Consider the following 23,897-nt stretch of genomic DNA (forward strand, 5'->3'; position numbering starts at 1 on the left):
CAGCTCACCGGGCTCGGTGACTCCCGAGATCCGACCGCTGTAGGTCAGGGCGTAGCCGTAGGGCAGGTCCAGGTCCTGCGTGGCAGTCGCCAGTTCACCACTTGCCACTTGCGCCGCCTCCGATCGTCACGCCGTGTGAATCATGCCCGCCGTGCCCGTGATCCTGTGGCTCCTCGGCAGCCCACAGGATGGGCTCGTGGGTCCACGGCTCGGACATCTTGTAGGTAGCCGGGTGCGGTCCCTTGCGGGTCATGAAGATCAACGCCAGGACCACGAACAACAACAGCGGAACCCCTCCGAGGAGGGAATGGGTAAGTGCTGTGCTCACGCGCAAACCGTATCAGCCGCGATGCGCCGGCGCGCCGAGTGTGCCCAGCAAGTCGGGCATCATGCCGCGCCCTCGCCGAGATAGCGCACCCAGGCCGGGTCCAGCTCCTTGATCGTCGACAGCAACCGCCAGTGCTGCCCCTTCGGCGGCATCGGCGCACACCGCAGTGACCAGCCCAGTTCGGCCAGCAGCCGGTCGGCCTTGCGGTGGTTGCACGGCCCGCAGGCCGCCACGCAGTTCTCCCAGGAGTGCTCGCCACCGCGACTACGCGGGATCACGTGGTCGACCGTGTCGGCCCGGCCACCGCAGTACGCGCAGCGGAAGCGATCGCGGTGCATCAGCGCCGCGCGGGTCATCGGGACGCGGGCCCGGTAGGGCACCCGGACGAAGGTGCGCAGGCGGATCACCGAGGGCACCACGATGGTGCGGGTTGCCGAGTGGATGACGGGCCCCGCCGGGTCGTCGTGTACGACATCGGCTTTGCCGCACATCACCATGATCACCGCACGCCGCAGTGGCAGTGCGGTCAGCGGTTCATAGGTGGAGTTGAGGAGCAGGACGCGGCGGCGGCCCCACAGGGACGCATCGGGCGCGGCGGAGGGAAGGACCTCGACGCTGTGGAGGGGGCGGTTGGGCACATGGGGTCCCGATGGGCCGGGAATGTGGCCGGTCCGTCGTATATGGCCTTTTTTGCTGTGCGCCATGGAGCCTCCGAGGAGACAGTCCACCACGGATCCCGGCAATACGCACGAAAATTCTTCGGGTGTTCGCAGGTCAGTCCAATGAACATGAGGTGACCAGACCTCCGTGACCGGCCCCGACGGCCTCTCGGGTCACAATGGACCACAATGAGTGACGTGACGGCTGTGCAGCGATCTTTCTACGACGAAGTCGGGGGCCACGAGACATTCGCAGCGATCGTGTCGCGGTTCTACCAACTGGTGCGCGAGGACGAGATCCTGCTGCCGTTGTATCCCGAGGACGACATCGACGGCGCCGAGGAGCGGCTGCGGATGTTCCTTGAGCAGTACTGGGGCGGGCCCCGGACGTACTCCGACCAGCGCGGCCACCCCCGGCTTCGGATGCGGCACGCCCCGTTCCGGATCGGGTACCTCGAGCGGGACGCCTGGCTGCGCTGCATGCACACCGCGGTGGCCTCGATCGATTCGCAGACACTCGACGAACCGCACCGCCGCGCGCTGCTGGACTACCTGAACATGGCCGCTGACTCGATGGTCAATTCGGCGTTCTGACATGCGCCGGTGGTGGGCGGACGCGGTTTTCTACCAGGTCTATCCCCGCTCGTTCGCCGACAGCAATGGCGACGGGGTCGGTGATCTCGACGGGGTGAGCGCCGGGCTCGATTACCTCGCGGCACTCGGCGTCGACGCCCTGTGGCTCAACCCGGTCATGGTCTCGCCGATGGCCGACCATGGCTACGACGTCGCCGACCCGCGCGATGTCGACCCCCTGTTCGGTGGTCTCGATGCTTTGGACCGCCTGCTCGATGCCGCTCACGGCCGCGGCATCCGGGTCACCATGGACCTGGTGCCCAACCACACCAGCTCGGCGCACCCGTGGTTCGTCGAGGCGCTGGCGGATCCGCGGCGGCGTGACCGCTACATCTTCCGCGACGGCCGCGGGCTCCGTGGTGACGCACCGCCCAACAACTGGGTGTCGGTGTTCGGCGGGCCGGCCTGGACCCGCGTCACCGAGCCCGACGGCACACCGGGTCAGTGGTATCTGCACCTGTTCGATCCGGCCCAGCCCGACCTGAACTGGAACCACCCCGAGGTGTTCGAGGATCTGGAGAAGACACTGCGGTTCTGGCTCGACCGCGGAGTCGACGGGTTCCGCATCGATGTGGCCCACGGCATGGCCAAACCACCCGAACTGCCCGACATGGCGGTCACCGACACAGCGCTACTACGCAACAGTGAGGACGACCCGCGATTCGACAACGACAGCGTGCATGACATCCACCGGTTCATCCGCACGGTGTTGGACGACTATCCCGACGCCGTGGCCATCGGCGAGGTGTGGGTGCACGGCAACGAACGCTTCGCCAGGTATCTGCGTCCCGATGAGTTGCACCTGGGCTTCAATTTCCGTCTGGTGCAAGCCGATTTCGACGCCCGCGACGTTCACGATGCGATCGACAACGCGATGGCAGCGGCCAACCTCGCCGGGGCGACACCGACGTGGACACTGTCCAACCACGACGTCGAACGCGAGGTCACCCGATACGGCGGCGGTGCCCGCGGGTTGGCGCGGGCCCGGGCGATGGCCCTGGTGATGCTGGCCCTGCCGGGCGCGGTGTTCGTCTACAACGGCGAGGAACTCGGGCTGCCCAATGTCGATCTGCCCGATGACGTGCTCCAGGATCCGGTGTGGGAGCGCTCCGGTCACACCGAACGGGGACGTGACGGGTGCCGGGTGCCGATGCCGTGGTCGGGTGACACACCGCCGTTCGGGTTCTCCTCCAGCGCCGACACCTGGCTGCCGATGCCTGACGAGTGGACACCGTTGACGGTGGAGTGCCAGCAGGCCGATCCGGCGTCGACGCTGGAGTTCTACCGGCAGGCCATCCAATTACGTTCCAGCCGTGCGGAATTCACCGACGGAATCGGGCTGACTACCGCCGATGGCCTGCTGACATTGCGGCGCGAAGGTGGCTTGACATGCGTGCTCAACACGGGCACCGCTGCGGCGCCATTGCCACCTGGTGAAGTTCTGCTGAGCAGCGCAGAGTTGATCGCCGGCAGCCTGCCGCCCGACGCCGCCGTCTGGATTTCCGGGAGCTGACCGAAAGTCGAGTAGCGAACTACTCATGTGCAGCGCCACGTCGTCATCGCAGTATCGAGACAGTCACCGAACCGAACTCGATATCACCGGAGGACGACATGGGCGATGCCAACTACGCCAAAATGCTGTGGCTGCAGGCGAACACGGTGCGGGACCACGACGGCGCCGACGAAATTCAAGTCAGCAGGGCCGACGGCGTCATCTTCGAACGGCTCCGGATGAGGCCCGGTGACGTCTATTCGTTCGACGATGACCGCCTGCTGCCATTCAACAGATCCCAGGCTCCCATCGACATCGAACTGTTCGAGGTGGATGAGACCGGACCGGACGACCGCAGAATCGGGGCGGCGAGGATCACCGCCGCCGAGCTGGGCCGGGGCGAGCGCACTCAGCGAATCGCCGGCGCCGGATCCGTGTACTCCCTCACCTACAAGGTGATCTGACGTCCGGTCCACGACCGGATCAGAATCAAAACACAAGTACGACAGAAGGATTCATCATGCCTTTACTCTCGCTGTATTCCAACAATCTTCCTGACTTCTACATCGTCGAACGGAGCGGGCTCGCCGATATCGCCAAGATAGAGACCGACACCGACCGCGGCGACGCGACCTTCGAATGGACCGGGCCCCATCTGCGCATCGGCGAAACCGGCCAACTACGCCGGGCCGCCGCACCTCTCGGCTTCGTCCTGCAGATCGCGACGTTCGACGACTACCGCATTCACGGCAAGTACTTCGACGGCATCATCGACCCTGACGTCGCGGCAGAGGTCCGGGAGGATTCGACCTTTGTGCTGGAGAAGGGCGTCATCGATCCCAATCAGTTCTCGTTCCGGTCGGTGAAGTTCCCGGACCTGTACATCCGGCACCAGAACTTCCAGCTGTTCGCGACACCTGTCAACACCCCGGCCGAACTGCAGGCCGCGACGTTCCGGCCCGCGGCACCGTTGCAACCGGCCAACCCCTAGGGCGCGCTCAGCCCAGGATCAGGGCGGCACTCTCGCGGCGGCGGTACACCGAACCGAACCGGGCGTCGATGCGCAGCCACGACGGGTGTGCGCGGACCCGGACGATCTCCTCTTCGCTCACCTCGTTGCCGGTCTGCGGCAGAAAACCCATGGCGGTCAATGCGAATACACATCGCATGGGCACTCCGACAGCCTCGTCACCGGAGCTGACCGCGATGACCTCCTGGTCCATCAGGGACGCCGGCGGCCCGTGTGCACTGCCGTGTTCGCGGGCCAGCGCACCACCTTGCTGAGCCAGGTCGAGCATCACCCGTGCCGGGACGTCGTCGAGGTGGACGAATCCGTCCTCGGGCGGCAGACCACCGCGCCAGGCCGAGTCCATCGGGAAGCCTGGGTCGACGTATCCGTCTGCGGCAGAGGATAACCCGGCCACCAGAGCGTCGGCTCCCGCGGACAGATCCGACGGCCGCACCTGACCGGTCACCACCCGGCTGGCCAGCACCTCCAACCCGGTGGCCACCCAGGCCACGGCCGCATGGGTACCGGATCGCTCCCGCAACCGGACCACCGCGGCATCGTCCAACCGCAGGGCACGGTCGAGGAACGTCGCGAGATCCTCACGGTCACGCGGATCGTCGATCCACAGACCGCGCTCGGGTGCGGTCATCGCAGGTGGCTCTCCAGATAGCTGCGCTGCTCGGGCGTCAGGCGCTCCAACCGTTGCTCGGCGATGTGCACCGCGGCCAGCTGGGTCTCGCCGATCACCGACGGCTTGGAGTCAGGGGCGGCGTGCAGCGAGCGCACCTCGTAGCCGATGGTGAAATCCACGGCCCGCACCCGTTTGGACCACATGGTCACCTGCAGGGGTGAGTCCACGAGCCGCAACTGGCCCTTATAGGCGATGCTGACGTCGGCGATCAGCAGGCCGATGGTCTCGATCGTGGCGCCGAACGGTTCACGCAGAAACGGAATCCGGGCCTCTTCGAGCAGCGTCACCATCGTGGCGTGATTGATGTGCTGGTACATGTCGATGTCCGACCAGCGCACGTGCACCGGCGTTGTAAAACTCACGCAGTCGTTCCCGTTCCACTCGTTCGTGTCATGCTGCGGATCTGCCGCGCCGCCACAGACAGCGTCGCCAGGTCCTGCTCACCATCTTCGTATATCTCGGCCAGCGTGCGACGAGCGCGGGTCACCCGGGAGCTGTTGGTCAGCTCCCACTCGGCGATCTTCTCCTCACCGGTCTCGTTGGGTTCGCCGACGGCGAGCACATCGAAGCACAGGGCCCGCAGTGAACCGTAGATGTCGTCACGAATAGCCAGCCGCGCCAACGAATGCCAGCGATCGTCGCGGCTCAGCCGGGAGACCGCAGTGAGCAGCCCGTCGGAGCTGAGGTGGTCCATCAACGCGAAGTAGGTGTCGGCCACTTCGGTGGGCTCACGGTCCACGATGTCGGAGATGTCGATCACGTCGAGCAGGCTGTACTGGTAGAGCCCGGTCGCCACCGCATAGGCCAAGTCGTTGGGCACGCCCTGTGCGGCGAACTCGCCGGCTTCTTTGGCCACGATCGCCTTGTCATCCCCGCGCAGCCACTGCGCCATGTCGGGACGCAGAGCGGCCACCTTCGCGGCGAACCGGTTGATCTCGGCGCCGACGGCCAACGGCTGCGGCCGGTAGTTCAGCAGCCAGCGCCCGGCCCGGTCGACCAGGCGGCGCAGATCCAGGGTCATCCGGTCGGTGACGGACACCGGCACCCCGGCTTCTCCGGCAGCCTGGATCTGGCGCCACACGTTGCCGATCCCGAAGATGGCGTCGGTGGCGACATAGCTGCGCACCGCGTCGACCGGACCGACGCCGACGTCCTCGGTGATTCGGTAGGCGTAGCTGATCCCGCTCGTGTCGACGAGATCGTTGACCAGCATGGTGGTGGTGATCTCCCGGCGCAGCTGGTGCGACCGGATCTCGCCGGGGAACTGTTCGCGCAGCTTCTCCGGGAAGTACTGTGGCAGCCGGGCGGCGAACACCTCCTGATCGGGCAGATCACTGGCCAGCACGTCGGCTTTGAGCTCGAGCTTGACGTGCGCCATCAGCGTGGCCAATTCCGGTGAGGTCAAACCGATTCCGGCGTCGGCTCGGCGTCGGATCTCCTTCTCCGAGGGCAACGCCTCCAGCTCGCGGTTGAGCCCGCGGTTGGCCACGAACTCCTTGATCATCCGGGCGTGCACCGAAAGCATGCTCGCGGCGTTGGCCCGGCTGGTGCCCATCAGATCGTTCTGGTGCTTGTTGTCGGTCAGCACCAGCGCGCCGACCTCGTCGGTCATCGACAGCAACAGACCCGTTCGTTCCTGCCCACTGACCTTCTCGGCGGTCACCAGTGAGTCGATCAGGATCTTGATGTTGACCTCGTGGTCCGAGCAGTCGACGCCCGCGGAGTTGTCCAACGCATCGGTGTTGATCCGTCCGCCGGCCAGATCGAATTCGATCCGCCCCAGCGATGTCACGCCGAGGTTGCCGCCCTCGCCGATCACCTTGGCGCGCACCTCGTTACCGCACACCCGGATCTGGTCATTGGCACGATCACCGACGTCGGCCTCGGTCTCGGCTTTCACATACGTGCCGATGCCGCCGTTCCACAGCAGGTCCACCGGAGCCTTGAGGATGGACTTCATCAGCGCAGGCGGCGTGAGTTCCTCGATGTCGTCGTCGATCCCGAGTGCCGCCCGGGCCTGCGGGCTGATCGGGATGGACTTCTGCTGACGGCTGTAGACACCGCCGCCCTCGCTGATCAGCGTGGCGTCGTAGTCTTCCCAGCTGGATCGCGGCAGTTCGAACAGGCGCTTGCGTTCCACCCAGGATGCGGCGGCCTCAGGGTTGGGATCGACGAAGATGTGCCGGTGGTCGAAGGCCGCGATCAGCCGGATGTGCTTCGAGAGCAGCATGCCGTTGCCGAACACATCGCCGCTCATGTCGCCGACGCCGACGACGGTGAAGTCCTGGCTCTGGGTGTCCACCCCCATCTCGCGGAAGTGCCGTTTCACCGACTCCCAGGCGCCCTTGGCGGTGATGCCCATGGCCTTGTGGTCGTAGCCGATGGACCCGCCGGAGGCGAACGCGTCACCCAGCCAGAACCCGTAGGACTTGGCGACTTCGTTGGCGATGTCGGAGAAGGTGGCCGTGCCCTTGTCGGCCGCCACCACCAGATAGGCGTCCTCCCCGTCGCGGCGCACCACCTGCGGTGGGGTGACGACGGCGCCGGTTCCCTTGTCGACGTTGTCTGTCACGTCGAGCAGCCCCGAGATGAACAGTTGGTAGCAGGCAACGCCTTCGGCGCGGGTGGCTTCGCGGTCGACGGCGGCGTCGCCGGTCGGCTCGGGCGGCCGTTTGACCACGAACCCGCCCTTGGCGCCGACCGGCACGATGACGGCGTTCTTCACGGCCTGTGCCTTGACCAGGCCGAGGATCTCGGTGCGGAAGTCTTCGCGACGGTCCGACCAGCGCAACCCGCCGCGTGCCACGAACCCGAACCGCAGGTGCACGCCCTCCACCCGGGGCGAGTAGACGAAGATCTCGAACTTGGGCCGTGGCAGCGGCAGTTCGTTGATCAGGCCGGGGTTGAGCTTCATCGCCACGACCCCGCGTTGCCGCGCTGACTTCGGGTCCTGCACAAAATAGTTGGTGCGCAGCGTGGCCTGGATGAGGGTCGCGAAGGCACGCAGTACCCGGTCGGTGTCCAGACTCACCAGGGCATCGATGTCTTCGGCCACTGCCGCGGCGGCTCCCTGTGCGTCGCGGGTTCCCGAGGTGTCCTCGGACGGGTCGAACAGCGCCTCGAACAGCTGCAGCAGCGACTGTGTGGTGTGCGGATTCTCGTTGACCACCGATTCGATGTGCGACTGGCTGTACGGGAAACCGGCCTGCCGCAGGTATTTCGCGTAGGCGCGCAGGATCACGACCTGCTGCCAGGTCAGGCCCGCGCGCAACACCAGTTCGTTGAACCGGTCGACTTCGACCCATCCGTGCCAGATCGCGGTCACCGCGTCGGCGAACCGTTGGGCGGTGGCCTCCCGCGACGCCGCGTCGGGCGCGTCGGGGATGCTGCGCTGGCGGACGACCTTGAACTGGTAGATCCAGACCGGCAGGCCGTCGGCCCGGGTCACCGTGTAGGGGCGTTCTTCGAGCACCACCACGCCCATCGACTGCAGCATCGGCAGGAGTTCGCTCAACGACGCCGACTGGCCGCCCAGGTACCAGGTGAGTTGGGCGAGGCCGTCGTCCTGACCTTCCCTGAACACCAGCTTTACTGAATTGTCCTGCAGCGCTTCGATGATCGCAATGTCGGCGATGGCATCCGCCGGAGCCACGGCTTGCTTGTAGTCCTCCGGAAAGGCCGAGGCATAGTGCTCGACGGCTGCCGGGGTGAGCTCCGCGTTTGCTGCCGCACTGGTCATGCGGTCACCCCAGTTGCGAGTGGCCTCGGTCAGCAGATTCTGGATCCGGTTCTCGTTCTCCGTGGAGGTGTCCACGGCGTGCGAGACCGCACCATCGGGCAGGCGCACGATGAAATGGACTACTGCCCAAGGTGATTCACTAACCCTGGCCGAGTAGTCGATGCTCTCCCCGCCGAGTTCGCGCACGAGGATGTCCTGCATCTCCAGCCGCACCGCGGTGGTGTAGCGGTCGCGGGGCAGGTACACCAGGCAGGATACGAAGTGCGCCAACTGATCCGCGCGCAGAAACAGCAGGGTACGGCGGCGCGACCCGAGGTCCACCACGGTCAGCGCCATGTCCAACAGCTGTTTGGAACTCAACGCGAACAGTTCGGGGCGCGGGATGGTCTGGACAATGTCACGCAGCAGCTGCGCCGGGTGGCTGGGGTCGCGCCGGGCCATGGCCAACGCCTCTTCGACACGCCGCGAGATCAACGGGATCTCCAGCACGTTGGCGTTCATCGCGGCCACGGTGAACAGGCCGACAAACCGGTGCTCGATGACCTGCTCGCCGCTGTCGCGGACCACGACGATGTACGGGTTGGCGCCATAGCGCACATAGCTCGGCATGGTGGCCTGAGCCAGCACCATCAGATCGTCGGAGGCGGTCAGCGGCGGCAGCACATCCTCGCGCAGCTTGAGCACGCCGAGGCGACTCGACGGATCGACCGTGGCCTGCCCGTCGTCGATCGCGCACTGCTGATAACCCAGCAGCACGAAATGCCCGTCGGAGAGCCAGCGCAACAGCGCGGCGACGTCCCTGCGGTCGGTGTTGGGAAACCGGCCCTCGACATCGGTGGCGACGTCGTTGGCCAGGGCATGCAGCGCGGCGCCCATGGCAGCGGCGTCCAGGCCGATCTGTCGCGCCTGGGCCAGGACATCCGGTACCAGGCCGACCACTTCGGTCAGTGCCGGACCGTCAGCCGCGCCGTGGACCGGCACCAGGATCCAGCACTCGTCGACGCCGTCGACGCCGGTGGCCTCGGCAGCGGGCTGGAAATCCTGCAGTACCCCGTCCGCGTCGCGGTGCACCCGGAAGACCGGGTTCATGATGGCCGGATACGCGATGCCGTGCCGGTGCAACAACACCGTCACCGAATCGACCAGCATCGCCGCCTGCTCGGTGACGATCTGCAGGGCCGGACCGGAGTCGCTGTCTCCCGGGTAGACCAGGACCTTGGTCTCCCCCGGCGCCCGCTGACCGCCCAACGCGTAGTGGGCGGCCACCGTGGCATCGGAAACGAGGCGCTCGGCCACCGCGGCCTGAGGGCCGGTGGCGGCCACTCCCGGCGCGCCGGCCTGCGGAGCCCGATAAGTGGACAGGAAGGCTTTCGCGAGCCGGTGGATCACCTCAGGCGGCGCCTGTGAGCGATCCCGGTCGCTAATTCCCTGTCCCCGAAGAGCTCCCGGTTCGGCCGTCATACGGATCACTCCCTAACTCACGCCCACGCACCGGCATTGGTGCATAGCTGCGACATTAGTGGCGCCACCGAGCCCGCTGCGCTGTTTATCCCGTCACGGGTCAGTCCCGGGTCAGTCTCCGGTGGGTCACCCGGTGCGGACGTGCCGCTTCGGCACCGAGACGTTGGATCTTGTTCTCTTCGTAGGCACCGAAGTTGCCCTCGAACCAGAACCACTTGGCCTCGTTGTCGTCGTCGCCCTCCCACGCCAGGATGTGCGTGCAGGTGCGATCCAGGAACCAGCGGTCGTGGCTGATCACCACGGCGCAGCCCGGGAACTGCTCCAGCGCGTTCTCCAGTGAGGACAGCGTCTCGACGTCGAGGTCGTTGGTCGGCTCGTCGAGCAGGATCAGGTTGCCGCCCTCCTTGAGGGTCAGGGCGAGGTTGAGCCGGTTGCGCTCACCGCCGGACAGCACGCCCGCCGGCTTCTGCTGATCCGGCCCCTTGAACCCGAACGCGGACACGTAGGCCCGCGACGGGATCTCGTTCTGGCCGACCTCGATGTAGTCGAGCTTGTCGGAGACGACCTCCCAGACCGTCTTCTTGGGGTCGATGCCGGCACGGCTCTGGTCGACATAGGACAGCTTGACCGTGTCGCCGACCTTGACGGTGCCGCTGTCGGGCTGTTCCAGCCCGACGATGGTCTTGAACAGTGTCGTCTTGCCGACGCCGTTGGGGCCGATGACGCCGACGATACCGTTGCGCGGCAGCGTGAAGGAGAGGTCCTTGATCAGCGTGCGGCCTTCGAAACCCTTGTCGAGGTGCTCGACCTCGACGACCACGTTGCCCAGCCGCGGCGGGGTCGGGATCTGGATCTCCTCGAAGTCGAGCTTCCGGGTCTTCTCGGCTTCGGCGACCATCTCCTCGTAGCGGCCGAGGCGGGCCTTGTTCTTGGCCTGCCGGGCCTTGGCCCCCGAGCGGACCCAGGCCAGCTCGTCCTTGAGCCGCTTCTGCAGCTTCTGGTCCTTCTTGCCCTGGACTTCGAGGCGCTCGGCCTTCTTCTCCAGGTAGGTCGAATAGTTGCCCTCGTACGGGTACGCGCGGCCACGGTCGAGTTCGAGGATCCACTCGGCGACGTTGTCCAGGAAGTACCGGTCGTGGGTGACGGCCAGGATGGCGCCCTTGTAGCTGGCCAGGTGCTGCTCCAGCCACAGCACGCTCTCGGCGTCGAGGTGGTTGGTGGGCTCGTCGAGCAGCAGCAGGTCAGGCTTGGACAGCAGCAGCTTGCACAGGGCCACGCGGCGACGCTCACCACCCGAGAGGTGGGTGACCGGCTCGTCCGGCGGCGGGCAGCGCAGCGCGTCCATGGCCTGCTCGAGCTGGGAGTCGATGTCCCACGCGTCGGCCGCGTCCAGTTCTTCCTGCAGATGGCCCATTTCCTCCATGAGCTCATCGGAGTAGTCGGTGGCCATCAACTCGGCGACCTCGTTGTACCGGTTGAGCTTGCCCTTGATGGCCACACCGGCCTCGACGTTCTCGCGAACGGTCTTGGTCTCGTCGAGCTGCGGCTCCTGCATCAGGATGCCGACGGAGGCGCCGGGTGCGAGCAGCGCGTCGCCGTTGTTGGCATGGTCGATGCCGGCCATGATCTTCAGCACACTCGACTTACCAGCCCCGTTGGGACCGACGACGCCGATCTTCGCGCCGGGCAGGAAGTTCAGGCTGACGTCGTCAAGGATGACCTTGTCGCCGTGCGCCTTGCGAACCTTGCGCATCGTGTAGATGAATTCGGCCATGCCGTGATGTGCCTTTCTGAAACTCTTCGGGGATATCGGATGGGCGCTCGCGCGAAAGGTTGCGTCAAGCCCAACTCACTCGCGCCCATCCTATGCGCGCCCGAAACCCGCTAAGCCGACAGTGGCAGCTCACCCTCGTCGGGCTCGGTTTCCGCGTCGTGGGAGTCGACGGATTCGGGCTCGGGCGCCGGGCCGGCCGCAGGTTTGGGCAGGGGCGCGACCCTGGCGGTGCAGCGGGACAGGTCGGGCCCGACCGCGGTGGCGCGCACCTCGACCGACGACCTGCGGACACCCTCTTTGTCCTCGTACTCGTCGGTGTGGACATGCCCCACCACGATCACTGCGTCGCCCTTCATCAGAGAGGCGCTGGTACCGGTGGCGAGATTTCCCCAGCAGTTGACCGTGACGTAGAGCGAGTTGCCGTGCTCCCAGTTGCCCTCAGGCGTACGGCGCCGCGAATTGCTGGCCACCCGGAACTTGTACAGCTCCTGATCGCCGAATCGTCGCCGGACCGGGTCGGTGATGATGTTGCCCACGATCGTGAACGGGGTCTCGAACATTTCTGATTCCTTTCGCTTCATCCATTCCGATGGCCGACACCGAAGCAGCGCGGCCGCCTTACGCAGCCATTGACCGCCGGAACCCCGACGCGCGGCCGGTATGTCGACCCGACGACGCCGTCGGCTGGGGATGAAACGCAGGCTGGGGATGAATCCCCGAAAGTCCTATCCGGAAGGGTGGTCGCGACGCGCCATCTCGGCGAGCATCGCGTTGTAGGCCGCCAGATCGGCGTCGTCATCGCGATCCGCGGCCCGGTCCAACCGCTTGGCGGTGCGTTGATCGCTGCGCCGCCACTGGATCAGCAGCGCCAACATCACGATCACCAGCGGGACTTCCCCGGCCGCCCAGGCGATGCCGCCGCCGAGGTGCTGGTCTCCGATCAGGTCGGTATGCCACGGCAACTGCAGTGACCGGTAGAAGCTTTCGCCCAGCACGGTCTGCATGCCCATCATCACCACACCGAAGAAGGCGTGCAGCGGCAGCGAGGCGAACACCATCCCGATCTTGACCAGGTGCGGGACCGGCCTCGGGGTTGGGTCTACGCCGATGACCACCCAGTAGAAGAGGTAGCCCGACAGCAGGAAGTGCACGTTCATCAGGATGTGCGCGGCATGGTTGCTGACCGCGGCGTCGAAGATGCCGCCGAAGTACAGACCGTAGAACCCCGCTACGAACAGCACGGTCGCGACGATGGGCTGGGTCAGGAACTGCGACACCCTGGAATGCAGCGCCGCGAGCAGCCATTCCCGCGGGCCTGGCGGCGATCCTCGGCCCACCGCAGGTAGCGCCCGCAGCGCCAGGGTCACCGGGGCGCCGAGCACCAGCAGCACGGGCACCAGCATCGACAGCAGCATGTGGGCGATCATGTGCATGCTGAACATCGCCGGCATGTAACGGCCGAGCCCCGACGAGGTGGTGAACAGCAGCGCCGCACAGCCCAGCAGCCAGGCGAACGTGCGGCCCACCGGCCAGGCGTCACCGCGTCTCCGCAGCCGGTACACCGCGGCCAGGTACGCCGCCGCAGCGATGATCGCCGCGGTCCCGAACAGCAGGTCGAACCGCCAGTCGAACAACACCCGGGCGACCGTCGGCGGCCCGGCGAAGTCGTATCCGATCGCGACCTCGGTGGGGCTGGGGATCCGCGGTTCCGGCGGCGGTGGGGTACGGCCCAGGCCGACGGCGATACCGAACGTGACGCCGAACAGCGCAGCCTCGGTCAGCGCCAACCGGATCAACGGTGTGCGTGCGCCGGGATCGGTGGCCAGGGCGGTCAGGCTGACCCGGCGCTGTCGCCAACCCAGCACACCGAGCAGGCTCAGCGCGATGACCTTGCCGACCAGCAGCCAGCCGTAGTTCGTGCGCACCAGATCGGGAAGCTGGATCCGCACCAGGGCGTTGAGCACCCCGCTGATGGCCATCGCGACGAAACACCACAGCGCCAGTGCCGAGAAGCGCCGCGCGGCCAGGGCGGTGTTGGCGCCGTCAGAGGCGGCCCCGCCCCCGGCCCGGATGGCGTGAGCCAACAACGCCAGCAGTCCGCCGGCCCACAGCGCCGCCGCCACCAGATGGATGAAGAGGCTGTTGGTGGCCAGATCGTGAGCTCCACCGGCCGACGAGTGTCCGGTCAGGACCAGCGGCATCAGTGTGAGCAGTGATCCGGCCAGCAGCACCGGCGTCCACCCCCACCGGAGCACCGGCAGGCTCGCGATGGTGACACCGGCGGCCAGGATCGCCGTCCAGCGCCAGGCCGCCGAGACCTCGACCAGGCTCGCAGCCGACCACACGTCCACCGGGCCGAGATGATCGAGCAGCGGCTGGCCGGACACGTCGGAGATCGTCAGCGGGACCAGCAGCGCGGCGCACACCGTCCACACACCCGAGGCGGCCGTACCGAGCCGCAGTGCCCGGTATCCGGCCACGTCGAGCACGCCGTTGGGCTGGGGAGGCACCAGGAACGCGGCGAACAGGAAGGACCCGACTGCGACGACGGCGGCGATCTCGCCGGCGGCCCGGACGAACGGCAGGCCGTAGGTGGTCACGGGGCCGGGGTCGGGCAGACCGGTGGCGGTCAGCGCGTCGGCCAACGACAACGCCCCGATACCTGCGGCCACTGCCCCCGCCAGCAGCCCCACGCCGACCAGCACAGGCCACACCACGCTGCTGCGCACGCTGGACGCGGTCACCTGGCCGGCAGAAGTCATGGTCCAAGGGTATGGCGTGGGCGCCACCACATCCCGGCTGCCAGACGAAAGGTGAGTCCGGCGGCTAGTCCGACGAGTCCCACTCGGCGCGGCGCTGCTTGTCCCGGTAGTAGAACTGCTCGCGTGCGATCTCGTCGACCTTGTCCATATCGGCGACGATCCCGCGCAGTTCATCGCGGAAAGCGTTGCGACGCTCTTGCAGATCCGGACCGCTGACCAGCAGGTTCTGATCGGCTGCCACCTGTCGCGCCGTGGCGAACAGCAACGCCGACACGGACTCGTTGCTGCCCACCCGGCCCTGGGCGACGTACTGCCGTCCCACGCCCAGCGCCCGCTTGGTCAGATCTCGCTCACTGATCTCGGCCGGTGCGTCGCGCAGCACGTCGGCGACGATCCCGTAGGCCTCGAAGAACGGACGGAGCATCGCGCCCACCAACAGCGGTCGCTTGCTGCGCAACATCTGATAGATCTCGTCGCCCCCGGCGGAGACCTTCGCTTCCCAGCCTCCGGCCGCCTGCCCTTCGGGCGTGCGGTCGTACCACGACAGCTCCTCGGCGACGTTGTCGCGGAAGGCCGCCGAATCGGCGAAGTAGAAATCGAACTTGAGCAGGTCACGCAGCCGCATCACCTGGTCCCAGAACGCCTGCAGCGGATCGGTCGCCGCACGGGCGGAATACGCCAGGGCCAGCTCCACGATCGAAGTCTCCTGGAAGGCGTGGATCAGGGAATTGCGGTAGAACGCCGCCTCCAGTTCGTCCTCGGGGGCGATCCGCCACACGGGCTCGCGCCCGCTGTCCACCAGCGTCACCGGGTGCCCGCCGGAGAGCGCATCGACGGCCGAACGCACGCCCTCGGCGGTCCGTAGCCGCAGCGCACTGTTGGTCATCGGGGTGTTCTTACGCTCCAGGTAGTCCAGCGAGTCCTGCAGAGTGTGGTGCAGTTGATCGAGCGTCAGGGCGACGCCACGGGCGCCCAGCAGCAACGCCGAGACCAGGTTGGTCGCGTTGACCGGGGTGACCCGCAGGATCCGCCAGGCCACCTCGAAGGCCATCTTCTGCATCGCCAGGCGTTTGGCTGCCTCGTCGTGGGCCATCTCACCGTTCGGCTCACCGAGATGTTCGCGCATCGAAACCGCTTCTGGGAAGCGGACATAGATCTTGCCGTAGTTGCGTTCGCCCTGCGCCTTGATGAAGTTGTACAGCCAGCTCAGACCCTCCGGGGTCTTCTCGCCACCCCGGGCGTACGCGGCGTACTCGGCGGTCTCGTGCAGCTGGTCGAAGCTGATCGACACCGGCTGCAGCAGGATGTCCTCACTGCGGCCGTCGAGATATGCGTTGGCGACGTAGGCGAGCAACCCGAGCTTGGGCGGCAACATCTTTCCGGTCCGGGACCGGGTGCCCTCGATGGACCAGTTCAGGTTGAACCGCTTCTCCACGATGTAGCCGACGTACTGCCGCAGCACGTACTTGTACAGCGGGTCGTCAAGCTTGCGGCGCAGGAAGATGACACCGGAATGCCGGAACAACGGACCCATCAGGCCGAACGAGAGGTTTATCCCGGCGAACGTGTACACCGGGGGAAGTCGGTTCTCCTGCATGGCCACCGGGACGATGACCCCGTCGAGATACGACCGGTGGGAGAACAGCAACACCGCCGGATGCTGTTCCAGGGCAAGGCGCATCGACTCGATCTCGGAGCGGTCGTAGTCGATACGCGGATCGAAGCCACGACTGAAGATGGCCCGGCCCATTGTGGGGATCAGGTCCACCGAGAACCGGCTCCACCCCGTGGAGAGCTCGTCGAGCATCTCCCCGGCCTTCTCCACCGTCGCCCCCGGAATCTGCTCCAGGCCTTGGCGGAATCGTGCCGAGTCCAGCATCTCCGGCTTGACCAGCCGCGGCGACTTGTACTCGGGGCCCAGCAGCCGAAGCTCCACCCGCTCGATGGCCAGTACCGCCCGCCGAAGGACGAATCGGGCGAATTCCCTGGGGTTTTCCGCGACCGTGGTCTCACTCCACTGCTTACGCAGTTCCGATACCTTGGCCGGTTCACCGGCGACGATCCGGGCGCGCGACGGGTCCTTGCGCAGGATGCGTCGCTGCAGGATCTCCGGCGGCCGGTAGGTGTCGCGGCCGGAGATCAACCCCACCACTTTCAACCGGGTGGGTAACCCGCCGGGCACCCAGAACACCCGGACCGGAACGACCAGCCGGTCCTCGTCCGATTCCAGTTCCTCGACCAACCGGGCCACCGCCCCGGGGGCGGGTTCGTCGGTGGCCGGCAGCTGCAGTACCTCGACGGTCGTGTCGGGATGTTCACGCCGCTGCGTCTTGAGCCAGTCGTTGAGCAGCTCGAGCTCGGCCGGTGACGAGGCCGATGCGAGCACCAGCGCGTCGTCGGTGGTGCTGAAGCTGGGGTAATCGTCGATACCTGTGGTCACGGTCGGCCCTTGGGGGTCGACCGCGAGGATGAGCCGGAGGGTGCGGTATCCGGTTCGGGGGCAGCCTTTTTCGCCGGGGCTTTCTTCGCGGGAGCCTTCTTGGCGGGTGCCTTCTTGGCCGCCCGGCGCGGAGCGGCCTGCTCCGCCGGCGCGCGGGTGTAGATGTCGAAGGTGGGCAACTCGTCCTCCGGCCAGGATCTCAGGGTGTCGAGATAGATCTGGCGGACCTCGGCGATGCGGTCGGAGATGTTCTCGACGGTCCAGTCGTCCACCGAAATCGGTGGATACACCGCGATGTCCACCTTGCCCGGGTTGAACGTGCTGGAATCGCGGGCCGCGATCACCTCGGCGTTGCGGATCACGATCGGCACGATCGGCACACCTGCGGCCATGGCGATGCGGAACGGCCCCTTCTTGAACGGTCCCACCTCGGTGGTGTCCAGCCGGGTGCCCTCGGGGGCGATCAGGATCGACAGACCCTTGCGGGCAAGCTCTTCCACGCGGTGCAGGCTTTCGACGGCCTTCTCCGGGTCATCGCGGTCGATGAATGCCGCATCCATGACCTTCCCGAGCGGACCCATCAGCGGGTTGCGCTCCAGCTCCTTCTTCCCGACGCCGGTGAAGTCGACCCCGACCAGCCGGCCCGCGATCATCGGGTCGGCCTGATTGCGGTGATTGAAGATGAAGACCGCGGGGCGTTGCGCGGTCAGATTCTCCTCGCCGAGGACGTTGAGCTCGATGCCCGTCGTGAGCATGAGCAGCTTGCTCCAGTTCGAGGTGAAGAAGTTGACCCCGGTGCGCTTGTTGCGAGTCAACAACCCGAGGCCGATCGCGCCGGCGGCGACGGTCGGGATGGTGGCCAGACTGGCCAGCGTACGCAGTTGCGAGACCGGGCTGCTGCCGCTGCGGCTGCTGAACTTCAGCACCGGCCAGCCACGCTTGGCGGCGACGGCGGCCAGCTTGCCTGCCGGATTCGTCGGCCGCGGATGGCCCACCAGATACATCAGGGCGACGTCCTCGTCGCCGTCGGCGTAGAAGTAACTTTTGGCCAGGTCCACCCCGTTGGCGGACGAGAAGTTCTGCACCGCACGGGCTTTGCCGGCACCCCAGATGACCGGTCTCTCGACTTCGCCGGTGATCAGGCCGTCCTCGTCCGTCTCGAACTTGTTGCACAGCACGTTGTCGATGCCGAGAAAGCGGGCTACCGGCTCGACTTGAACCGTCAGCGCCGAGGAACTCAGCACCACGGTGTGGCCGCGGGCCATGTGCGCACGCACCATGGCCCGCATCTCCGGGTACATGCGTCCCTGCACATGCTGGACGAACAACCGCTCGCCGAGCTCGTCGAGATCGCTGAGCGAGTTGCCCCGCAGCATCCGGGCGCCCTTACCGATCAAGTCCTCGAACTCCGAACGCCCCAACTGGTGGTTGAGCCCGGCCTGCACCATCCCGATGAACTCGCCGACACCCATCTGACCGCGACGCAACCGGTCCCGGGTCATGATCACTCCGGTGAAGCCGGCCACCAGGGTCCCGTCCAGGTCGAAGAACGCGCCGATCTCCGGGCCCTCGGGGCTGCCCTCGATCTCTGCCAGGGTGCCGGGCAGCCGCATCTGCCTGGTGGCGCGGGGTTTCGGGGACGGGTCTTTCGAAGTCACTGTGCAGCACTCCCGTTCGTCGCCGAAGTGTCATCGCTGAACGAGGCCGGCTCCGCGCGGCCGTCGCCACCGAGCGCCAGCACCTCGTCGAATCCCGCGAGCAGACACCGGGCGAACAGCTGATCGTCGGTGATGGCGGCGCGGTCGTACCGGGTGGTGACCGTGATGTATCCCGATCTCGAGATCAACACCACCATCATCGCGACGCCGGGCAACGGACCTATTCCGTAGTGGCGCAATATCTTTGCCCCGGCGATGAAGGTGTCCCCCGGCCAGACCGGGACATTGCTGGCCTGCACATCGGAGTTCACCACCGAACCGGCCACCGTCTCCAGTACGGCATCTGGCAGCAGGCTCAGCACGGGCGCGATCGAGCCGACCACGTCGATGGCGCGTTCCTCGCGCTTGCTCGTCATCTGCGACCGGACGGCCTTGATCCGGGTCTCCGGGTCGACGATTCCGACGGGCGCGGCGAGGTTGATCCCGGCGAAGCGGTTGCCGCCGGCCGGGTCGTCCTGTGAGCGCAGGTTGACCGGCACGGCCATGGGCAACGTCTCGATCGAGATGCCTTTGGCTTCGTGGTAGAGCCGCAGGGCGCCGCACAGCCCGGCCAGGTACGCATCGTTGATCGAACCGCCGGCGGCCTTGGCTGCCCGGTGCAGGTCGGAGAACGGAATGTCGATCGCCTCCGTGCGCGAGGACAGGCTCCGGCGGCGCAGCAGCGGCGAGGGGTGCGCAGCCGGACCCATCACCCGGGCACCGGACATCGCGTAGTCGACCACCCCGCTGACCGCCGACACAGGGTCGCGCACCACCTTGGTCACCGTCCGGGCCGCCTGTCCGAGCGCACCCAGCACGCCGCCGGCAATCGATCCGGGGAGCCGGTTGATGCCCTCCCGCATCAGGTCGTTGGGCGAGAGGTCCTGCGGGATGGGTAACGGTGCAGCGGCGGCCGGTTCGGGATCACGCTCGAGGTCGTAGATGTTGGCGAACATCTCGACCATCCCGACGCCGTCGGAGACCGCGTGGCTCAGATGGAGAATGGTCGCCGCCCGGCCGTCGGCCAGCCCCTCGACCAAGGTGGCGTTCCACAACGGCCGGTTGATGTCCATCGGCGACTGCAGCGCGACCTCGGCCAGATCGAACACGTCGCGCAACGTGCCGGGCGCAGGAACCCGCACCCGTCGCACGTGGTAGTCGAGATTGAAGTCGGGGTCGACGACCCAACGCGGAGCTGCCGTCGGCAGGGTGGGCATGACGACCTTCTGGCGCAGCCGCAGAACCTTGCGCGACGCGTGATCGAGACGGGCCCGGAATCGGTCCCAATCCGGTGTGGTGTCGAGGATCTCGACGCCGAGGATCCCGGACCGGGTGCGCGGGTTTGCCTCTCCCCGATGCAACAGCTGATCGACTGCGCTCAGTTCTTCGGGCAGTCCCGCCGCGTCCAACTCCGGCACGTCGCTCATCGCGTGGTCCCTCTCCCCTCCCCATGGCCGCCAGTGCAGCGTCCACGCTAGTCCGCCACCGGTAGCCGCGGAGAACTTTGCCGGGCGTCCGTCGCGCGTCACCGCCCCTTCACGCCGAGGTACGGGTTTCGTCGATCGGCGGTAGGTGTCTGTCCGGTAGGTCGCGAAAAGAGGCGGCCGACAAAATCCGTTTCTGCTGACCGTTCTTGGTCGGCGTGATCCGGAGATTGACGGAGACGCCGTGATCGGCGGGCCGGATGTAATAGCACTCGTCGGTGTCCGGGCAGTAGATGCAGATGACGTCGATCGCGTCCTTGTCGATGGGCGTGCTGTGCGCGCCGTGGCGATCGGCCCAGGTGGACCGGAAGTTGAGTCTGACCGCTCCCGCTCGTGCCGACCGGTACTTCACCTGAATGCGGTGGAAGGTGCCCGCCGCGTACGCCACAAGGTCGAACGGCGCATGCTCGGTAGCGGGGAACAGCACGTAAAAACCCTTGCCGACCAGGTCGGCATGCGCTTTGGCGACGCCGAGGTCGCCTTTGTCTTTGGTGTGATGCCGACCCACTGACTCGCTCGTTTCATCAGATGCGGTTCGAGCAGCCCACGTGCTGCATATCCGTTTCGGTAACGACACGCACGCGGTGTAAATTGTGGTGGTCCGACTTGCCCCCGTGGCGCAACGGATAGCGCATCCGGTTTCTACCCGGTCGGTTGCAGGTTCGAATCCTGTCGGGGGTGCCATGCCGCATTCGTTTGACGTGTGCTTCTCGTTCTTGAGCGCACGGTACCTCGCACATCCGACAACGCAATGTCGGTCGAGTGCTCGCTCAATACAACGGGTGAGCCTGAATCACACGCGGCGCGAAGCCCAATCTCCACCAGTGGAAGATTGACGTGCATTACTGTCCTGATCGCACCGCTAGCCGAAGTTCGGAGACAACATGAGCACCTATCGGACGATCGTTGTCGGGACCGACGGCTCCGACTCGTCGCTACGCGCGGTCCACCGCGCCGCCGAGATCGCCGCGCAGGAGAACGCGAAACTGATCATCGCGAGCGCTCATCAACCCGTGGCCGAAAAGGGCGGCTGGTCGCGACCACCGTCGCCCGATCATGTGGTCGATACCCGTGCGGAAGACAGCCTCAAGAGCGAGGGCTACCGGATGCACGGCGCTGCCCCGGTCTACGAGATCCTCCAGGTGGCGCGCGACCGGGCGAAGGCCGCCGGTGCCGGGGATATCGTCGAGCGGGCGGTCGAAGGTGCCCCGGTCGATGCCCTGGTGAAACTCGCCAAAGAGGTCGACGCGGATCTGATCGTCGTCGGTGACATCGGGCTGGACTCGGTCGCCGGGCGCCTGTTGGGTTCGGTGCCCGCGACCATCGCCCGTCGAGTGAAGATCGACATCCTCATCGTCCACACCGCGACCTAGGACGCGTCGCCTACATCGCCACCCACATCAGCTGGTCGTCATCGGCGACGACGGTGCCTGCGGTCGGGGCGGCGAAGTGGGTGCCGAGCAGCAGAGCCTGTTCGTCGGCGACGCTCCGCAACAGCCGGGCGCGGGTCACCGCAGCCGCGTCCGGATCGTCGTCGGGCAGCGCCTGTACGTCCGGATGGGTGATCTGCAGTGGATGGTGAATGACATCCCCGCTGATCACCGCCACCTCGCCGCCGGACTCGAGCCGCACCGCGGTGTGCCCCGGGGTGTGACCGGGCGTCGCGATCAGCCGGATCTCGTCGGTGATCGCGTGGTCCATCTCGGTGAGCCGCAGAACATCGTGTGCGACAAGCGGTTCGACGGTCTCGTCGGCCGCGCGGTTCGGCGCCGAGGAATGGCGCCACGACGTGTACTCGTCGGCGGTGAGGAGGTAGGTCGCGTTCGGATAGGTGGGGATCCAGGCGCCGTCGTGCCGGGTCGTGTGGCGTCCTGCATGGTCGAGGTGCAGATGGGTGCAGACGACGGTGGTCACGTCGTCGGGGGTGAATCCTGCTGCGGCCAGCGACTGTCGGTACTGGTCGGGGTCCATGGGGATTTGGTACGGCAGGTCGTGCCCTTCGCCGAAGCAGCAGTCGACCACGACGAGATCATCACCGGATTCGATGAAGAACGACTGGATGGCCACCAGCAGATTGCCGGCGTCATCGACGTAGTGCGGATACAACCAGCGCGGAAGCTCCGACGGCAGCCCGCGAAACACCCGGTCAGGCCGGGTCGGCACCACCGTCTCCAGGACGGAATGAACTGTCAGCGTGCCGATGGTCCACTTCTGCATGGCTCACCGTATGAGACAAATCATTTGGATACAAGGCTCGGCGTGACCTCCTGAACCGTCGGCCATCTGGCACACTCGGATGCGTGGCGCAGCCAAACGTCCGGTTCCAGCGACTCGCCGAACAGGTCGCCGACCAGTTGCGGCGCCAGATCCTCACCGGGGAACTCGCCGACGGCAGCATCCTGCCCAAGGAGGACGAACTTCTTGTCGAGTACCCGGTCAGCAAGCCGTCCCTGCGCGAGGCGATGCGCATCCTCGAGGCCGAGGGGCTGCTGACGGTACGACGCGGCAAGCTCGGCGGCGCAGTGGTTCACCGACCCGATTCCGCAAACCTCGCCTACACCATGGGACTGGTGCTGGGCGCCGGACAGGTCGGACTCGCCGACGTCGGTACCGCGCTGTTGCAGGTCGAGCCGGCCTGCGCCGCACTCTGCGCCCAACGTGCCGACCGCAAACGCACCGTCGTCCCCATTCTCCGTGAGCTACACGAAGAATCGGTCAGATCCGTATCGGATCTGCTGCAGGCCACCTCGGCGAGTCGGCGGTATCACGAGGCGCTGGTGCGCCACTGCGGCAACGAGACGATGATCATCCTCGCCGGCGCGCTTGAGGCATTGTGGTCCGCCCACGAGCAAAACTGGTCGGCCCAGGTGACGGATCACTCGACGGTCCCGATCGAGGAACGCAGAGCGGTCCTGGAAGATCACCGGCAGGTGATCGACGCTATCGATGTAGGCGACGCACAACGGGCGCGCGATCTTGCCGCGGCGCATCTGGTCAGTGCCCAGCAGTACCCCGGCGTCGACGGCATCGTCGACCCGACGATGGTGCGCAGCTGGGCACAGTCGAGCCCACGGCGACCGTGAACGGGGGCGCCTCGATGCGACCGTTGACAGAGGGTCTTATTTTCATATGATTTGGTGATGAAGGCTGGCGACGCCGCCCATGCTGCCGACGCAGCCCACTACCGCACGGCCGGTTGGTGGTCGGACCGCACACTCTCGCAGACCGTGCGCGAACACGCCCTCGCCCAACCCGACAAGCCGGCCTATGTCGACTACCCCAACACCACGTTCACCTGGCGCGAATTCGACCGTGCCGCATCGCTACTAGCTGCCCAGCTGGCCGGCCTTGGCGTCACGCTCGGTGATCGCGTCGCGGTCTGGCACGGCGACACCGCGGCCATCCATGTGTTGTTCGTGGCGATCGAACGGTGCGGCGCCGTCGTGGTCGGGATCGGCGCCCGCGCCGGGACCCGCGAGGCCACCCAGATCCTGCGGACCACCGAGCCGCGTCTGCTGATCAGTGACGCGGCGCGGCACGCGTCGGCGCAAACCACCGTGTCCGGATTGACCGATGAGATCAGCGCGCTGGTGTTGGACGGTTTGTCCCTCGACACCGATACCGCACCTCGACCACCGGCCGCGGGTGTCGGCGCCGACGACGTATTCCTGATCAACTCCACCTCGGGCACCACGGGCCTACCCAAATGCGTTGTGCACACCCAGAAC

Annotated in this window: 20 protein-coding genes, 1 tRNA gene and 1 pseudogene; 8 read left to right on the plus strand and 14 right to left on the minus strand. The window is 66.6% G+C overall.

What is annotated here, in order from left to right; genetic code table 11:
- From A5779_RS07300 to A5779_RS07310, 3 genes and pseudogenes are all read right to left on the minus strand, one after another.
- Window positions 1-108: pseudogene (locus tag A5779_RS07300) on the minus strand (DUF5130 domain-containing protein); the annotation flags it as partial.
- Window positions 95-328 carry an aa3-type cytochrome oxidase subunit CtaJ gene (ctaJ, locus tag A5779_RS07305; protein ID WP_055115662.1) on the minus strand — a complete coding sequence of 78 codons (234 nt, stop codon included), beginning with the start codon at window positions 326-328 and terminating at the stop codon, window positions 95-97. The gene ctaJ and the pseudogene A5779_RS07300, both read right to left, overlap by 14 nt.
- Before the next feature lie 59 nt (window positions 329-387).
- The gene (locus A5779_RS07310; RefSeq protein ID WP_064880405.1) at window positions 388-1,032 is read right to left on the minus strand and encodes an HNH endonuclease; all 645 of its coding nucleotides are present in this window, start codon (window positions 1,030-1,032) and stop codon (window positions 388-390) included.
- A gap of 144 nt (window positions 1,033-1,176) precedes the next feature.
- Here A5779_RS07310 and A5779_RS07315 point away from each other — a divergent pair, with 144 nt between their 5' ends.
- The 4 genes from A5779_RS07315 to A5779_RS07330 all read left to right on the plus strand — a co-directional run bounded on the left by A5779_RS07315 (window position 1,177) and on the right by A5779_RS07330 (window position 4,103).
- Window positions 1,177-1,581, plus strand: a complete 405-nt coding sequence (locus A5779_RS07315; protein WP_064880407.1) for a globin — start codon at window positions 1,177-1,179, stop codon at window positions 1,579-1,581.
- Between the two features lies 1 nt (window position 1,582).
- Window positions 1,583-3,133 (plus strand): glycoside hydrolase family 13 protein, encoded by a 1,551-nt coding sequence (locus tag A5779_RS07320; RefSeq protein WP_064880410.1) that lies wholly within the window; start codon window positions 1,583-1,585, stop codon window positions 3,131-3,133.
- Between the two features lie 98 nt (window positions 3,134-3,231).
- Complete coding sequence (locus tag A5779_RS07325; protein WP_064880412.1) at window positions 3,232-3,576, plus strand: hypothetical protein; 345 nt, start codon at window positions 3,232-3,234, stop codon at window positions 3,574-3,576.
- Between the two features lie 56 nt (window positions 3,577-3,632).
- Window positions 3,633-4,103 carry an AbfB domain-containing protein gene (locus A5779_RS07330; RefSeq protein WP_064880414.1) on the plus strand — a complete coding sequence of 157 codons (471 nt, stop codon included), beginning with the start codon at window positions 3,633-3,635 and terminating at the stop codon, window positions 4,101-4,103.
- Window positions 4,104-4,110: 7 nt separating this feature from the next.
- On the opposite strand, the gene A5779_RS07335 is transcribed toward A5779_RS07330, so the two are convergent.
- From A5779_RS07335 to A5779_RS07380, 10 genes are all read right to left on the minus strand, one after another.
- Window positions 4,111-4,770 carry a DUF8185 domain-containing protein gene (locus A5779_RS07335; RefSeq protein ID WP_064880416.1) on the minus strand — a complete coding sequence of 220 codons (660 nt, stop codon included), beginning with the start codon at window positions 4,768-4,770 and terminating at the stop codon, window positions 4,111-4,113.
- Entirely contained in the window at window positions 4,767-5,174 is a 408-nt protein-coding gene (locus A5779_RS07340; RefSeq protein ID WP_082449025.1) for an acyl-CoA thioesterase, read from the minus strand. Before A5779_RS07340 ends, A5779_RS07335 begins: the two co-directional genes overlap by 4 nt.
- Window positions 5,171-10,012 (minus strand): NAD-glutamate dehydrogenase, encoded by a 4,842-nt coding sequence (locus A5779_RS07345; protein ID WP_064880417.1) that lies wholly within the window; start codon window positions 10,010-10,012, stop codon window positions 5,171-5,173. Before A5779_RS07345 ends, A5779_RS07340 begins: the two co-directional genes overlap by 4 nt.
- A 100-nt stretch (window positions 10,013-10,112) precedes the next feature.
- Window positions 10,113-11,786 carry an energy-dependent translational throttle protein EttA gene (gene ettA, locus A5779_RS07350; RefSeq protein WP_064880420.1) on the minus strand — a complete coding sequence of 558 codons (1,674 nt, stop codon included), beginning with the start codon at window positions 11,784-11,786 and terminating at the stop codon, window positions 10,113-10,115.
- 110 nt (window positions 11,787-11,896) lie between these two features.
- The gene (locus tag A5779_RS07355; protein WP_064880422.1) at window positions 11,897-12,346 is read right to left on the minus strand and encodes a single-stranded DNA-binding protein; all 450 of its coding nucleotides are present in this window, start codon (window positions 12,344-12,346) and stop codon (window positions 11,897-11,899) included.
- A gap of 165 nt (window positions 12,347-12,511) precedes the next feature.
- Complete coding sequence (locus tag A5779_RS07360) at window positions 12,512-14,548, minus strand: bifunctional copper resistance protein CopD/cytochrome c oxidase assembly protein (RefSeq protein WP_064880424.1); 2,037 nt, start codon at window positions 14,546-14,548, stop codon at window positions 12,512-12,514.
- Window positions 14,549-14,612: 64 nt separating this feature from the next.
- Complete coding sequence (locus A5779_RS07365) at window positions 14,613-16,988, minus strand: glycerol-3-phosphate 1-O-acyltransferase (RefSeq protein WP_064880426.1); 2,376 nt, start codon at window positions 16,986-16,988, stop codon at window positions 14,613-14,615.
- Entirely contained in the window at window positions 16,985-18,601 is a 1,617-nt protein-coding gene (locus A5779_RS07370) for an HAD-IB family hydrolase/lysophospholipid acyltransferase family protein (RefSeq protein WP_064880428.1), read from the minus strand. Before A5779_RS07370 ends, A5779_RS07365 begins: the two co-directional genes overlap by 4 nt.
- Window positions 18,602-18,642: 41 nt before the next feature.
- A complete protein-coding gene (locus tag A5779_RS07375) occupies window positions 18,643-20,112 on the minus strand; it encodes a wax ester/triacylglycerol synthase family O-acyltransferase (protein ID WP_064880430.1) in 1,470 nt (489 codons plus the stop codon).
- 109 nt (window positions 20,113-20,221) lie between these two features.
- On the minus strand, window positions 20,222-20,677 hold the full coding sequence (locus tag A5779_RS07380) for a group I intron-associated PD-(D/E)XK endonuclease (protein WP_064880432.1): 456 nt from the start codon (window positions 20,675-20,677) through the stop codon (window positions 20,222-20,224).
- A gap of 100 nt (window positions 20,678-20,777) precedes the next feature.
- Between A5779_RS07380 and A5779_RS07385 the strand changes: the two genes are divergently transcribed.
- Window positions 20,778-20,853 (plus strand) — tRNA-Arg (locus tag A5779_RS07385).
- Window positions 20,854-21,053: 200 nt separating this feature from the next.
- A complete protein-coding gene (locus A5779_RS07390) occupies window positions 21,054-21,542 on the plus strand; it encodes a universal stress protein (protein ID WP_064880434.1) in 489 nt (162 codons plus the stop codon).
- 10 nt (window positions 21,543-21,552) lie between these two features.
- On the opposite strand, the gene A5779_RS07395 is transcribed toward A5779_RS07390, so the two are convergent.
- Complete coding sequence (locus A5779_RS07395; protein ID WP_064880436.1) at window positions 21,553-22,386, minus strand: MBL fold metallo-hydrolase; 834 nt, start codon at window positions 22,384-22,386, stop codon at window positions 21,553-21,555.
- Between the two features lie 83 nt (window positions 22,387-22,469).
- On the opposite strand from A5779_RS07395, the gene A5779_RS07400 reads away from it, so the two are divergent.
- Window positions 22,470-23,252: a FadR/GntR family transcriptional regulator gene (locus A5779_RS07400; RefSeq protein WP_064880438.1), complete on the plus strand. Its 783-nt coding sequence runs from the start codon at window positions 22,470-22,472 to the stop codon at window positions 23,250-23,252.
- A gap of 57 nt (window positions 23,253-23,309) precedes the next feature.
- A partial coding sequence (locus tag A5779_RS07405; protein ID WP_131811600.1) for a class I adenylate-forming enzyme family protein occupies window positions 23,310-23,897 on the plus strand: 588 nt, incomplete at its 3' end.

The organism is Mycolicibacterium peregrinum, from assembly GCF_001665625.1.
GTDB lineage: Bacteria > Actinomycetota > Actinomycetes > Mycobacteriales > Mycobacteriaceae > Mycobacterium > Mycobacterium peregrinum_B.